A 13,758-nucleotide genomic window follows, 5' to 3' on the forward strand; every position below is an offset into this window, starting at 1 on the left:
TTATTTCGCATGTAATTCTAAATTACAATTTCTATCATGCTTTTTTTTCAATAAACCTTTTGTAACTAAAAGTACAGGAAATGCTACAGTTGAAAATATAGCTAATGCTGAAAATACTACAAACCCATTTTGATATCCGTAATAATCGAGAAGTACGCCCCCAAGCCATGGACCAATTACTGCTCCAATTCCTGAGAATCCCATCGCTCCAAAATATGTTCCTTTTAAATGCGAAACAGCTATATCATCTATAAACACATCCGTCATTGAAAACATGAGAACTTCTCCAATTGTAAAAATAATTGTGCAGACGGCAGCACCTAGCGTAGATTCTACTATTCCAAACCCAAACAATCCTCCGCTCACAAATAAGGTTCCCACCATAATAGATACTAACGGTGTATACTTTTTACATATTTGAATAACAGGGTATTGAATTACGACTACAACAATCGCATTTAAAGCTAACATATACGAAAACAATGTCACTCCATCCTGAAATATATGCGCATTTGCAAAATATTGAGATACTGTTGTCGTTAAGTGAGAAAAACCACAATTACTCAAAATAATACCAACTAATGCAACTAAAAATACGACATCCTTTCGCAATATACGAACTGCATTCAACATTGTGACAGGCTTTTTTGTATTTACTTTCTTTTTTTCAATTGGATACTTCTTAAATTGGAACGCTAATATAGCTGTATATAGAATATATACTCCAGCTGCTACTAAAAAAGGAATTGTTGATTTTGCGCTTCCAATCTGTAATCCGACAAGAGGACCAATCGCCACTCCAACATTGATTGCACCGTAACGCAAATTATATACGAGTAAACGATACTCTGGTTTCGTTAAATCTGATAATAATGCTCTTGAAGTCGGTTCAAAAAAAGACCGACATAATCCATTCAGAGCATTTAATAAAAAGAAACTTAAAACATGATTTGCAAACGAAAAGCCTATAAATACAAACACCCAAACAATCATGGACCATATTATAATCATGTTTCGACCGAATCGATCCGATAAATTCCCTCCAATAAAACTAGCAAACACTCCAACAAGTGCACTCGTTCCGATAATAGCACCCGTCATTCCAGCTGATACACCTTTAACAGTCGTTAAATAAATTGCTAAAAAAGGAATGCTCATTGACGTGGCGAACCTCGCAAATAAAGTCCCTATTATAATTGTCATTCCTAACGGATGAATATTTTGTAACTTCCCCTTCATCACTAAACCTACTCTCCCCGTTCTTACATAAAAAAAGAAAGCAAAGGATCTGCTTTCTCTTCCCTTTTTATACTTGAGCTGTTGATACTCGAGCTGTTCTCGTTATATCCATATCTATGCCATATGTAAACTGTAATTCTTTACAAACATCTTTAATTAAAATTGTGACATTATACTTCTCATTAAATTGTAAAACGATATTTTCTACTTCTTCATATGTATACTTATATTCCCCTGTAATGACACTTTTTAAATCAAAGCATTCATTTATACAAAGTTGCACAAGTAGCTGGTCATATTTCTCTATTACATCTTCTTTCTTCCACAGTAACTCTTTTACATATAACCGATCAAACTTCACACTTTCTCGATTACAATCCGTTAAAATCCGGGTCATTTCATTTAATTCTCGATACAATTCAGAAATATTTTTGCTTAAACTAAGAAGTTTATCTACGCCGTTTTCATATAACATATTCATTCCACCCCCGCATTTTCTTTTTCTTATTATAGCAAGAAAATTCTAAAAATAGTTTCTTTCTTCTGAAATATTAGGAAACTAATTTCAATTGCTTTACAATGAAACTAGTGAACGCGAAAGGGGAAAGAAAATTGGAGCAAAAATTATATTACACTGACGCTTATAAGCAAGACTTTACTACAAAAATTATAAAGCAAGATTATGATAAAGACGGTAACTTATACGTCGTTTTAAACGAGACCGCATTTTATCCGACAGGTGGCGGACAACCGCATGATACTGGCACATTAAATGATATCGATGTAATCAATGTAGAAGAGATACATGGGGAAATTCGTCACTTCATTGTAGAAAAATTACATACAGAAGAAGTAGAAGGTAAAATCAATTGGGAGCGCCGTTTTGATCATATGCAGCAACATGCGGCTCAGCACATTTTATCTGCTGCTTTTTGGGACCATTTTAACATACCTACGATTGGATTCCACCTTGGTAAAGAAACGGTAACAATTGATTTAGAAATAGAAAATCTTCATACAGAAACGGTTGAAAAAGCAATAAACATTGCCAACAAAATTGTTTTCGAAAACCATCAAATCCATATCGAGTGGATGAACTTAGAAAAAGCGAAAACATTCCCCCTTCGTAAAGAACCGACTATAACAGAAAATATACGTGTTGTTATAATTGAGAACTTCGACTACAACGGCTGTGGCGGAACGCATCCGAAACGTACAGGTGAAGTAGGTCCTATTCAAGTACTAGGGTGGGAGCGCAATAAAGGTGGCATACGATTAACATTTATCGCTGGTTGGCGCACACTAAATTTAATGGGCAAACAACAACAAATTATGAAAGATGTTTCTAAACAATTAAACAGTAGCGAGAGTGATATCCCAGCAAAAGTAGCACAACTTCTTACTTCTCAAAAAGAAAATGAAAAAGCAATACAAACAATGAATGAAAAATTATTATTTGCAGAGGCAAATGAACTACTTCAACAGCCTTTAAAAATACACGCTGGCATACTTATTTCTAAAGTATTTACAAATCGTTCTATGCAAGAAATCGCAAAGCTTTCTGCTAGTATTACAGAACAACAAGAGCATGCCATTACATATTTCGTTATCGAAAATGATGACAAACTACAATGCATCCTCGCTTGCGGAAAAACAGTCACACTTGATATGAACGCACTTTTAAAAGATTCTCTTCCTGCAATTGAGGGAAAAGGTGGCGGAAATAAAAAGAGTGCGCGCGGCGGCGGGAAAGCGCTTATGACTGGGGACGAGTTTTTAAATCAACTTATTTCTTCTATACAGTCAGCAGTGTAAAACATGTTTATGAAGGATAGCTAACTGCTATCCTTCAACTATATTTACAGGCCTATATTTTGTTTCAAGCCTTGATAACTCCCTGCACTTGCAAAACCTTCACTTATAAGAGTGATAAAAGTTTCCGAAAAACCATATTGACTTAAATCTTTAATCGGTACCATTTGCACATCATGAATCGGATTATGATCAAACTCGTTAGAAGGTAGCGTAATTTCACCTTCAATCTTTTCAAGCAGAAACGTAATATGCAATAAAGATGGGCTAGCATCCGGTTTATCACAAACATAGAGTAGCTTCTTAATTTTAACTTCTAACCCTGTTTCTTCTCTCATTTCTCGACTCATCGCTTCTTCTAACGTTTCACCATTCTCTACCCTTCCCCCAGGTAAAGACCAATTGCGACTAGCAACTTTTTGCTTTACTAGCAATACTTTTTCATCTTCAATTAAAATTCCCGTAACACGAACTTGCATTACATTTTCCATATGTAATCCCCTCTTCCCATTATATTTACAAATTAATCCTTCCACAAAAAGAACATACGTTTTATAATTAAAGAAAATTATGGAAGAAAGAAGTTGTTACATCTATGCGTCCACCCTTAACAAAACCTATATCACTTGAAGATTTCCAAAACTATTATTGGTTAAAAGCAGAACTCCAAACATTTTGCCGTGAGCATGGTTTGCCAGCTAGTGGCTCTAAGATTGAAATAACTGAGCGTATCTCACATTATTTAACTACTGGTAAAATATTAAAAAACAGCTCTGGTCAAAAGGTGAGTAAAGCTTCTCTCTCTTATAAAGAACTTTCTCTTCAAACGATTATTACTAACAAGCACCGCTGTAGCGAAGATGTTCGTGTTTTTTTCAAAGAAAAAATCGGAGCAAACTTCCGCTTTACAGTAGCTCTCCAAAAATTTTTTAAAGAGAATGTCGGAAAAACATATGAAGACGCGATAACGTTTTGGTATGAAGAAAACGAACGAAAAAAAGATCCTATTAATAAAACAACTATCAGCGCACAGTTTGAATACAATCGCTTTACTCGCGACTTTTTCGAAGATCCAAATAACAAAGGGAAATCAAAAACTGATGCTATCGCTGCTTGGAATGAAATAAAAGCAAAACCTGGTAGCAATGCTTATGTTCCTCAAAAGTAGAAAACTAGTTCTTTTCTAGTCTTCTACTTTTTCAAATAATAGCGCTAACCCTATTCCACCACCAATTCCTAACGTCGCAATTCCATATTTCATATACTCCCTTTGTGCCTGATAAAACAATCGTGTTACGAGCATAGCACCAGATGCACCGTACGGATGACCGAGCGCAATTGCTCCACCATTGACATTTAATTTTTCATACGGAATTTGTAACGTCTTTGCACAAGCAACAACTTTTGAAGCGAACGCTTCATTTATTTCAAAATAATCGATGTCCTCTACTTTTACATTCATTTCGTTTAATAATTTGTTTACCGCAAATATCGGACCAGTCCCCGGAAGATTTGGATTTACTCCCACTACAGCACTATGAACGAAACGAAGAACAGGCTTGTATCCTAATTTTCGTGCTTGCCCCTCTTTCATTACAAGAACGGCACATGCTCCATCATTTACACCGCACGAATTACCTGCCGTTACTGTACCATTTTGTAAAAATGCGGGCTTTGTTCTTTTAATCATTCTTTCATAATTCATTTCTCGTTTTATAGCTTCGTCAAAAGATCCATTAAACGAAAGTATCTCATCTTGTAAATATCCATTCTCTAATGCTTGCAGTGCCCGTTTATAACTAAGGCAAGCATACTCGTCTTGCATTTCTCGCGTTATATTATAACGCTCTGCAACATATTCAGCCGCCACTCCCATATTAGGATCACCAATTGTTTCTGGTGAAAATCGCGCTCTATTTTGAAAAGGTGATGTACTTGTACTCTCTACTCCTCCTGCAATATAACAATTACCTGCGCCGCCTTGAATGAAATGACATGCAGTACGAATCGCTTCCAATCCGGCACCACATTGCCGGTCAATCGTTACACCAGGAATATGATAGCCAAGTCCTGCTTCTAAAGCAGATAATCTCGCAACATTCCCTCCCGGCCCCACAATATTCCCTAATATGACATCGTCTATTTCTCTCTCAATTCCTTTACTTAAAAACGTAAGAAGCGGCGTTACTAATTGCTGAACTTCATAATCTTTCAACATCCCATTCTTCTTACCAATAGGTGTCCTTTTTGCTTCTACAATAACCGCTCTATTCATATATTTTCTCCAGGTTTTCAATCATATTTTTTGCTGCAATACGAGCGATTTTCCCGCTATTTGTATACGGTATTTCATCTACAAAATGCCATTCTTTCGGTATTTTAAACGAGGATAATCGTTGTAAGCAAAAACTTTTTAATTGTTGCTTCGTAGCACTTCCTTTTACGATAGCGACAGGTTTTTCACCCCAATAACTATCTTTCACGCCAACTACAACTATTTCATCCACAGCTGTATGTTCATGTAATACACTTTCTATTTCTTCTGGGAAAATATTAATTCCTCCAAATAAAATCATATTCTTCTCTCTACCTACTATATATATAAAGCCTTCTTCATCTTCATAACCTACATCTCGCACTGTCATCCAGCCATCCGCAGTCAACTCTGGAACTAAAACCTTATCCAATATGTAGCCCATAAAAAACTGATCACTTTTCACATAAACAGTTCCTATCTCGCCTTTCTGTACTTCTTCTCCTGCTTCGTTACATATTCGAACTTGCACATTGTGACAAGGTTTTCCTACTGAATTTGGCCTTCTATCACTCTCTTCATCAACTAGTGCTGTTACAAAACTTAGTTCCGATGCACCGTAAAATTCATATTTTTGCGCATAAGGAAATATACTCTTTATTTTTTCTTTCCCTTCAGCTTCCCATTTCGCTCCTGACGAAATAATTTTCATTCCATTTTCTATTACTCTATTTTCTTTATATAAAGATTCTAGCATTGTCGGAACTGTATACATGACCGAAACGTGTTCCGTTTCTAACTTATCCAGCACTTGATCTGGAATAAACTTTTTCATAATATGCACCGTTTGCCCTACATATAATGCACTTATTGCACCGTATAAAAAAAGAGAATGAACGAGCGTCCCAGCTATTAAAATAGAATCTTCTTTTTTCATATGGAAGTCATGTATATTGCAATCAAAACTATGAACCCACGATTGTTGTGCACGTAAAAATGCTTTTGCCTTTCCAGTCGATCCTGATGTAAATCCCATATAAAACGGAGCATTTTGTACACTTTCTACAGGATTATATGTAGGAAGATAGTTCTCTATCATTCTTTTCCACTCATCAATTTCAATTACTCTTCCTTCTTCATCCGGTAGATCATTTACCTTATATCGCTCTGTCACAATTATAGCCGGGTTACTGATCGCAATTCTTTCTTTGAGCTCATACTCTTTCCACTTTATATCTAACGGCACACAAACCCATCCGGCCATAGCAGCACCAGCAAATAGTTGTAAAAACTCCATACTATTTTCTAATACAATTGCTATCGTTTTATTCTGCGATTCTTTTTCATTCAACCAGTTTGCTACTTTACATACTGACTCAAACCATTCTTTAAATGTTAATACTCGATCATTTTCCTTTATTGCTATTTTATTTGTTTGTAAAGAGGCATACTTTTTATATTCTTTTGTAATCCCCATTTGAGACGTCCTTTCTTTACAAAATAATAAAAAGAAACACGCAATGAACGTGTTTCTTCTCTTTCTTATCCCGCATTTGTATATTTCCCACTCTTGAGAGCAGGCGTAATAATATGTTTCAATGAACGATGTAATTTCGTTACAAGAATTGCTGCTATAATCGCTTTTATGCAATCACCTGGTAAAAATACGGCACTTACTTTCATCGTCTGCCATATAGAAACATCCATAAAGAAAGCTTGTACAATGATACCAAATACATAAACTACGAAAATACCACCAATTATATTAATACATAATACCTTTATTATAGAGACTTCACGTAAACGCTCAATTAAATAACCAATGACAAACGCTCCAACGATATAACCAAGTAAATATCCTGCACTTGGCCCAACAAATACGCCTGGACCACCGCGTCCACCAGCAAGTAATGGTGCTCCAACTCCAACTATAAGTAAGAAAATAAGCTGACTTAACGCACCAAGACGTGATCCTAACAATCCACCAGCAAGCATAACACCGAGTGATTGTAATGTAATCGGAACTGGTGTAATAGCAAGAGCAATTGGAGGTATTAACCCTAACACTCCCATAATAGAACTAAATAAAGCGACGAAAACTAGGTTTTTTGTATTCATATTTGCTTCTCCTATTTGTAAACTTAAAATGATTTTTAGATAACATATTACAGGAGTTATATTATCTTTCTATTTAGTATTTGTCAACTTATTTTAAATATAGGTTTACAAATATTTTTTCAATTATTTCTCTTTATGCAAATGCTCAAGTTCTTTCCGAAGCGCCTGTTTTAAAAACTTCCCAACAGATGTTTTCGGTATTTCTTCCATAAATACAATATCGTCTGGTAACCACCACTTCGCAAACTGTGGTTTTAAAAACTCATATATTTCTTCTTTTGTTACTGTACTATTTTTCTTTTGAACGACGCAGGCAATTGGTCGCTCTTGCCACTGCGGATGAGGAACGGCAACGACAGCTGCTTCAAATATAGCATCATGTGCCATTAATGCATTTTCAAGGTCAACTGAAGAAATCCACTCACCTCCGCTTTTAATAACATCTTTCGTACGGTCAACAATTTTCACGCAGCCTTCCTCGTCAACCGTAACGACATCTCCTGTATATAACCAACCATCACGAAAACCTTCGACAGTACGTTCATCGTTATAATAACTTTCAGCGATCCAAGGTGCTCGTAAACATAACTCTCCCATCTCAGTACCATCCCACTTCACTTCACCGTTTGTACCGACTACTTTCATCTCTACACCAGGGACAAGATATCCTTGTTTTGAGCGGATTTCTAATTGCTCTTCATATGATAATTCTGTTTCATAACTTTTTAAACGTGCAAGTGTTACGAGTGGGCTTGTTTCAGTCATACCATATGCATGTACGAAAGGAACATTATATTTTTGTTCAAATGCTTTAATAACGCTTTTCGGTGCAGCAGCACCACCGCATAATATTCTCGTTATACTAGATAAATCGTAACTATTATTTTCTAATTCTTGTAATACGCCGAGCCAAATTGTCGGCACACCTGCTGCTATCGTTACTTTTTCAGCTTGAATCATCTCTAATAAAATTTTTGGAGTAAACATTGGTCCGGGCAGAACTTGTTTAGTTCCAAACCAAGTAGCTGCAAAAGGAAGCCCCCAAGCGTTCACATGGAACATCGGTACAATTGCCATCGCCGCATCACTTTCCGATAAAGCAGCTGTATCCGCTAAACCGAGTGCCATACAATGCAGTACAGTACTACGATGCGTATATACAACACCTTTTGGATTTCCTGTAGTCGCTGACGTATAACACATACCAGCAGGTGTATTTTCATCAATATCTTTTACAAATTGGAAATTCGGATCGCCTTCTTCTAATAGTTTTTCATAATGATATACAGGTTCTAGCGTAGTATTGGGAAGTTCATCTTTATCAGTCATAATAATGTAGGCTTGTACAGTTGATAATTGTGATTGAATATTTTCAACGAGTGGTACGAGATCTTCATCTATAAGTAGAATTCGATCTTCTGCGTGCTGAATAATGTATGAAATATGTTGAGGAGATAAACGAATATTAATTGTGTGTAAAACGGAAGCAATACCAGGAATAGCAAAATATGCTTCCACATGTCGATGATGATTCCACGCTAACGTTCCTATACGCTCGCCTTCTTTAATTCCTAATTTTTTTAACGCACTTGAAAGTCTTCTCGTCCTTTCACCTAACTGCTTATACGTTAACGTCGTAACTGTATCATGTGTCCGTGAAACAATTTCTTTCTTCGAAAACAGTTTCTCTGCTCTTTCCATCATAGAACTAATTGTTAGCGGTACATTCATCATCATATTGGTTACATCCCCCTTTAAAGCGTTTTCATTTTTCGTTTATTATAACAGACTTTTACGAATAATTACGACATTTTTCTGTATTTTCTGAATTATTTCTTTGGAAATAATTCAGAAAATACTAAGAGAAAATATATTAAAATTCTTTCTTACGATATATAAATATCGAAATGAAATAAGAAAAGATATATATGATAACGCCAAATGTTGTATATAGAATTGAAACGTATACAGATGAATTTAAATTTGATATTGGAAATTGTTCTATTAGATATCCAATTACACTTTGTAATCCAAAATAAGTAACAAGTCCCCCACATGCGCCTCCAATTGTAATAGCATCAGATTTTTCTGCTCCAAAAACATAGAGAAGCGGATAAGCTATTGCTCCGGCATTAAGAATGATGAACGTCCCTAAAGAAACACTCTTAAATATACCATCATCAATTGGTGTATCTGAAACTAAACCATGTACATAAAATATGCCATACGATAATAAAGTACCAATAATTACAACTAAAAAATAGAAAAGGTAGTGACTTTGCACAATGTCATTTCTAGTAACCGGTAAAGTAAGTACATATTTTTCATACCCCGACTTACTCTCATATTTAATAACTTCAAGTGCAGGAATCGCAGCAAATAAGATAATGAATGTAGCAATTAAACGGTACATTGAAGCATTACCAAAATAAAAAACCAATCCCGCTCCTAATATCGCTATTCCCATGAACGTAAAGAAAGTTCGATACACTAGATAATAGTTTGTCAATAATAAACCTTTCATTTATTTTTCACTCCTCGTTAATAAAATACTTATTTCTTCTATCGAAATGGTTCTATGAGCAATCCCATTTGGTAGTTTATGCACATCTGATACAAGTACATTGAAATAAGAACCATTATTCCTTTTCACCACAACTATATCTTTGTTGATTAAAGTTAGTTGTTCCTCATCAACATCTACAATGGCATAATTGTCCAAAACCTTATCCTTTTCTTCATTCAATAAAATTTCTCCATCTTTTATCACAATAAGGTGACTAGCTATTTTTTCTACATCACTCATAATATGTGAAGAAAGTAATATACCACCATTACTTTTATTCACAAAACTTTTTAATTCCTCTAACACCTCCTCCCTAGATGAAGGATCAAGACCTCCTGTCGCTTCATCTAGAATTAATAATTTTGCATTATGCGACAATGCAACAGCTATAGTTAGTTTCATTGACATTCCACGCGAGAATTTACCTACTTTCTCATTAGTAGGTAAAGAAAAAGTATTAACTAATCGATAAAAATTATCTTGATCCCAAGATTCAAACATCTTTTTAAAAACTTTGTTTAATTGCTTTATCGTAAGATGAGCCGGTAGATTCATAGCATCAAATACGACTCCAATCTTCCCCTTATTCTTGGCATCTTTATTTATATTCTCTTCACCAAATATTTTTACTGTACCGCTATCTTTAGAAATTAATTCTAGTACTGTTTTAAATGTTGTTGATTTACCTGCCCCATTGTCACCAATGAATCCAATAATTGCCCCTGATGGCACATTGAATGTAACATCTTTTAAAACAACGTTGCTTCCAAATGATTTACTTAAATTTTTAATTTCTAGAATGTTTGACATCATTTCACTCCTATCTTAGCTTTTAATAAAATAGATTTTCTCCTATTAAAAATTATCCACTTTATCTCTCACTTTCTTTTTTAGTTTAAAAATAATACGATTGCTATATTCTTTATTCTCTACTAAAATCCGATACATCTCCCACACTCCTACAACACGAACAAAAAGATAGACTCCAATCGCAATAAGTACAACACAGTACGGATAATACTGCACTAATTCTCCTGAAGTGATATGCTTTTTCTCAAATAAAAATGGTATCGCTCCTGCTGCTATAAAACAAAATCCAACGATCATTACTGCAGCATACTTTTTCTTAATTACTTCATATCTTTTTGTCAATTCTTTTAGAAAGTTTTGATCAAATAGTAGTTCTTCTTTTTTCAATACATTGTATCTACTCTCTTCTATCGTTACAGGTACCATCATTGCTCCAATTCCAAGGACAGCAATGATAATAACAAGGAATGTCGAAATTGTTGCATTTTCTTTAAATAATAAATACGGTATTGTAGATAAAATGAGCAAACTAAATCCTAGCGCAATATATTTAGAAATTTTTTGCCCATACACTATATACCCTTCTGCCATTTCCTGACTTACGTAATAGCCCTCCACATTTTCATTACTTTGCTCAGCAGTTTCTTTTAATAAATAGTCGAGTGATACTTCAAATACATTTCCAATCATTATTAACTTTTCAGTTTCAGGAAATCCTTGACCGTTTTCCCACTTACTAACTGCTTGCCTTGTTGTGTTTAATTTTTCAGCTAACGCTTCTTGAGAAAGACCCTTTTCCTTTCTTAATTTAAAAAGCTTTTCACCAAATCCCATATGTGTGTCCCCCTTTGTTTTCTTACCTAAATTGTATGTAAACATTGCCCTTATCTCTATCTTCCTGCGGTTGCACTTTGTCAACTTACGGTTGCGATTGTGTTATTTAGCGGTTTTGTATACGATTTAGCTATTTTCCCCCATGATTATGGGGCGTTAATTATATAACCCATCTCAATAACAAATTATAACAATTAAAGGTAATTATTGTTATACAAAATCAAAAAACTCCCTTGTTCATTTAAAGGAGTTTTCGATATAAAATATTTCAAGAGGACTAATATTGATTCACAATTTCTTCTATACATTTTTGTACGTTGTGCAACGATTAATAAGCATCCCACACAGTATATGTTGTCATCTCTTTATATAAGGCATACTCACATATATGTAAAATATTACTCCTATTAATTTCCCTAATAAAAACACTTCTCAATAATCATAACGGCTTCTGCTTAAACTTTTCATAATTTCGTACTTTTAATAAAAGGATATTCCCGCAATCTGTACAAATATAAGCATCTACTGGTGAAGATGTAAACATCGTCTCCTTTTTCCGTATTTGTGCATATCCGACAAACTCACCTTCTCCTATATTTTGAGAACCACAATTAGAGCATGTCTGCACGCCTTTCTGTTTCATGAGAGCACCACCTTTAATCTGTTTCCACTCCCTTCGACAGTTCACTTCCATTTTCCTTCCAAAAAACCTCTTATTCTCTTACATTTCAACAGGAATCTCATAACATACATCGTATATGTACTATGAAATATATTTATTAACGGAGGAATTTTATGAGTACTATTATGACGCTCAATACAGCACAAGAAATTGAAAGCGCAGAAATACATATGCTTTCTTCTAGATTAAAGGCACTACAAGCAATAAACGGAAATCCAATGCAAGTACAAATGAAAAAGTTCGGGAGTGCCACTGCCTTTTCATCAAAAATAATTGCTGGTCCTGCTTTTAATACGGTAAAAGGGATTACATTTACAAATACAGATGAGATAGATGAAATCGTCTCTTATTATCAATCGCTACAAATCCCTTGTCGTTTTGAAATTACACCCGCTCAAGGTACAGCCAAATTATTTCAATACTTATCTCAAAGAGGATTTTACCAATCCAGCTTCCATACCGCTTTATATAGTATACCGAGAGAAGACCCTTCCCTTCTTCCTTCTAACATTTCAGTACGCGAACTAAAAGAAAATGAATTTCATATTTTTGCAGACATATACGTACGCGGATTTAACATGCCATCCTTTACAAAAGATGGCGTCCATCAAAATAACGAAATTCTCTACAATAAACCTGGCTGGCATTTTTTCATAGCCGAAGTTCAAAACACTCCTGCGGGTATTGGTGTCCTGTATATAAATAATGGGATTGCATCATTAGCTGCTTCTGCTACTTTGCCAGAATTTCAGCGTAAAGGCTGTCATACTGCATTAATTCAAAAACGAATAGAGACGGCTATTGAATCCAACTGTAACTTAATAGTTGGACAAACAAGGTTCGGTAGCAGCAGTCAAAATAATATGGAACGTGCCCATATGAAAATTGCTTATACGAAATCAATATGGACTGCAAAAGACATGTAATTTACATTCTTTCTCTTCTCATTACAATTTTATACATTTTATGACACTTTCTTTTCTATCCTATTAATCATTTGAATATTCAAACTATATTTGTTACGCTATTACTAGATACATCATTCAACTTGCAATATGAAAAGAGAATTCTAATCAAACTACAAGGAGGAGAAATGTATGACTAAGAATGATCATGGTTTAAAGGAAAAAGTAGAAGGTGCCATTGATAAAGTAAAAGGTGAAGTAAAAGAAGTTGTCGGGAAAGTAACTGACAATAAGAAATTACAAGCTGAAGGAAAATGGGATAAAGTGAAAGGCACTGCTAAAGATACGGTTGGTAATGTAAAAGAGAAAGTACATGAATATAAAGAACATAAAGAGAATAAATAAAAAAGAACAAAGATGTATGGTGGTGCAAGTAGGGAGTTACTAGATCCGAGAAAAAAGAATTTGTATTTTATATTTACCTGTAAAATCATTTTAAAACGACAAATAGATGCCTTCAGGCATCTATTTGTCTATA

Annotated in this window: 15 protein-coding genes and 1 pseudogene; 4 read left to right on the forward strand and 12 right to left on the reverse strand. The window is 34.7% G+C overall.

All coding sequences use genetic code 11. The features are described from left to right. Both NHG49_RS18265 and NHG49_RS18270 read right to left on the reverse strand, forming a co-directional pair. Positions 1-1,239, reverse strand: coding sequence for an MDR family MFS transporter (locus NHG49_RS18265; protein ID WP_064477046.1), 1,239 nt, complete (start codon positions 1,237-1,239; stop codon positions 1-3). 67 nt (positions 1,240-1,306) lie between these two features. Further along, positions 1,307-1,714: a hypothetical protein gene (locus tag NHG49_RS18270; protein WP_064476985.1), complete on the reverse strand. Its 408-nt coding sequence runs from the start codon at positions 1,712-1,714 to the stop codon at positions 1,307-1,309. Positions 1,715-1,851: 137 nt separating this feature from the next. On the opposite strand from NHG49_RS18270, the gene NHG49_RS18275 reads away from it, so the two are divergent. Beyond that, positions 1,852-3,054: an alanyl-tRNA editing protein gene (locus tag NHG49_RS18275; RefSeq protein WP_148666413.1), complete on the forward strand. Its 1,203-nt coding sequence runs from the start codon at positions 1,852-1,854 to the stop codon at positions 3,052-3,054. Between the two features lie 44 nt (positions 3,055-3,098). On the opposite strand, the gene NHG49_RS18280 is transcribed toward NHG49_RS18275, so the two are convergent. After that, positions 3,099-3,542, reverse strand: a complete 444-nt coding sequence (locus tag NHG49_RS18280; protein WP_064476987.1) for an NUDIX hydrolase — start codon at positions 3,540-3,542, stop codon at positions 3,099-3,101. 104 nt (positions 3,543-3,646) lie between these two features. Here NHG49_RS18280 and NHG49_RS18285 point away from each other — a divergent pair, with 104 nt between their 5' ends. Continuing rightward, positions 3,647-4,219: a DUF6434 domain-containing protein gene (locus tag NHG49_RS18285; protein ID WP_064476988.1), complete on the forward strand. Its 573-nt coding sequence runs from the start codon at positions 3,647-3,649 to the stop codon at positions 4,217-4,219. 15 nt (positions 4,220-4,234) lie between these two features. Here NHG49_RS18285 and NHG49_RS18290 read toward each other — a convergent pair whose 3' ends face one another. From NHG49_RS18290 to NHG49_RS18325, 9 genes and pseudogenes are all read right to left on the reverse strand, one after another. After that, positions 4,235-5,326, reverse strand: a complete 1,092-nt coding sequence (locus NHG49_RS18290) for an acetyl-CoA C-acyltransferase (protein WP_064476989.1) — start codon at positions 5,324-5,326, stop codon at positions 4,235-4,237. Further along, on the reverse strand, positions 5,319-6,782 hold the full coding sequence (locus tag NHG49_RS18295; protein WP_064476990.1) for an acyl-CoA synthetase: 1,464 nt from the start codon (positions 6,780-6,782) through the stop codon (positions 5,319-5,321). The genes NHG49_RS18290 and NHG49_RS18295 overlap by 8 nt, the downstream gene beginning before the upstream one ends. A 65-nt stretch (positions 6,783-6,847) precedes the next feature. Continuing rightward, positions 6,848-7,423 carry a biotin transporter BioY gene (locus NHG49_RS18300; protein ID WP_001093321.1) on the reverse strand — a complete coding sequence of 192 codons (576 nt, stop codon included), beginning with the start codon at positions 7,421-7,423 and terminating at the stop codon, positions 6,848-6,850. Positions 7,424-7,546: 123 nt separating this feature from the next. Beyond that, positions 7,547-9,160: a long-chain fatty acid--CoA ligase gene (locus NHG49_RS18305; RefSeq protein WP_064476991.1), complete on the reverse strand. Its 1,614-nt coding sequence runs from the start codon at positions 9,158-9,160 to the stop codon at positions 7,547-7,549. Positions 9,161-9,296: 136 nt separating this feature from the next. Beyond that, positions 9,297-9,947 carry an ABC-2 transporter permease gene (locus NHG49_RS18310; protein WP_064476992.1) on the reverse strand — a complete coding sequence of 217 codons (651 nt, stop codon included), beginning with the start codon at positions 9,945-9,947 and terminating at the stop codon, positions 9,297-9,299. Then, positions 9,948-10,799 (reverse strand): ABC transporter ATP-binding protein, encoded by an 852-nt coding sequence (locus NHG49_RS18315; RefSeq protein ID WP_088047028.1) that lies wholly within the window; start codon positions 10,797-10,799, stop codon positions 9,948-9,950. Between the two features lie 45 nt (positions 10,800-10,844). After that, the gene (locus tag NHG49_RS18320; RefSeq protein WP_064476994.1) at positions 10,845-11,633 is read right to left on the reverse strand and encodes a helix-turn-helix domain-containing protein; all 789 of its coding nucleotides are present in this window, start codon (positions 11,631-11,633) and stop codon (positions 10,845-10,847) included. Between the two features lie 331 nt (positions 11,634-11,964). Then, positions 11,965-12,069 (reverse strand): annotated as a pseudogene (locus tag NHG49_RS31730) (GNAT family N-acetyltransferase); the annotation flags it as partial. Positions 12,070-12,072: 3 nt separating this feature from the next. After that, positions 12,073-12,276, reverse strand: a complete 204-nt coding sequence (locus NHG49_RS18325) for a hypothetical protein (RefSeq protein WP_064476995.1) — start codon at positions 12,274-12,276, stop codon at positions 12,073-12,075. Between the two features lie 152 nt (positions 12,277-12,428). Here NHG49_RS18325 and NHG49_RS18330 point away from each other — a divergent pair, with 152 nt between their 5' ends. Beyond that, on the forward strand, positions 12,429-13,241 hold the full coding sequence (locus tag NHG49_RS18330) for a GNAT family N-acetyltransferase (RefSeq protein WP_064476996.1): 813 nt from the start codon (positions 12,429-12,431) through the stop codon (positions 13,239-13,241). Positions 13,242-13,412: 171 nt separating this feature from the next. Next, entirely contained in the window at positions 13,413-13,625 is a 213-nt protein-coding gene (locus NHG49_RS18335; RefSeq protein WP_016077378.1) for a CsbD family protein, read from the forward strand. The last annotated feature ends 133 nt before the right edge of the window (positions 13,626-13,758 follow it).

Origin of the sequence: Bacillus sp. IBL03825, assembly GCF_024712505.1 — a bacterium.
Classification (GTDB): Bacteria; Bacillota; Bacilli; order Bacillales; family Bacillaceae_G; genus Bacillus_A; species Bacillus_A wiedmannii.

Bases quoted from the DNA above. Each gene is read 5' to 3' on its own strand.
- NHG49_RS18265 (WP_064477046.1), bottom strand. From the start codon at position 1,239: ATGAAGGGGAAGTTACAAAATATTCATCCGTTAGGAATGACAATTATA.
- NHG49_RS18270 (WP_064476985.1), bottom strand. From the start codon at position 1,714: ATGTTATATGAAAACGGCGTAGATAAACTTCTTAGTTTAAGCAAAAAT.
- NHG49_RS18280 (WP_064476987.1), bottom strand. From the start codon at position 3,542: ATGGAAAATGTAATGCAAGTTCGTGTTACGGGAATTTTAATTGAAGAT.
- NHG49_RS18285 (WP_064476988.1), top strand. From the start codon at position 3,647: ATGCGTCCACCCTTAACAAAACCTATATCACTTGAAGATTTCCAAAAC.
- NHG49_RS18290 (WP_064476989.1), bottom strand. From the start codon at position 5,326: ATGAATAGAGCGGTTATTGTAGAAGCAAAAAGGACACCTATTGGTAAG.
- NHG49_RS18295 (WP_064476990.1), bottom strand. From the start codon at position 6,782: ATGGGGATTACAAAAGAATATAAAAAGTATGCCTCTTTACAAACAAAT.
- NHG49_RS18300 (WP_001093321.1), bottom strand. From the start codon at position 7,423: ATGAATACAAAAAACCTAGTTTTCGTCGCTTTATTTAGTTCTATTATG.
- NHG49_RS18305 (WP_064476991.1), bottom strand. From the start codon at position 9,160: ATGATGATGAATGTACCGCTAACAATTAGTTCTATGATGGAAAGAGCA.
- NHG49_RS18310 (WP_064476992.1), bottom strand. From the start codon at position 9,947: ATGAAAGGTTTATTATTGACAAACTATTATCTAGTGTATCGAACTTTC.
- NHG49_RS18315 (WP_088047028.1), bottom strand. From the start codon at position 10,799: ATGTCAAACATTCTAGAAATTAAAAATTTAAGTAAATCATTTGGAAGC.
- NHG49_RS18320 (WP_064476994.1), bottom strand. From the start codon at position 11,633: ATGGGATTTGGTGAAAAGCTTTTTAAATTAAGAAAGGAAAAGGGTCTT.
- NHG49_RS18325 (WP_064476995.1), bottom strand. From the start codon at position 12,276: ATGAAACAGAAAGGCGTGCAGACATGCTCTAATTGTGGTTCTCAAAAT.
- NHG49_RS18330 (WP_064476996.1), top strand. From the start codon at position 12,429: ATGAGTACTATTATGACGCTCAATACAGCACAAGAAATTGAAAGCGCA.
- NHG49_RS18335 (WP_016077378.1), top strand. From the start codon at position 13,413: ATGACTAAGAATGATCATGGTTTAAAGGAAAAAGTAGAAGGTGCCATT.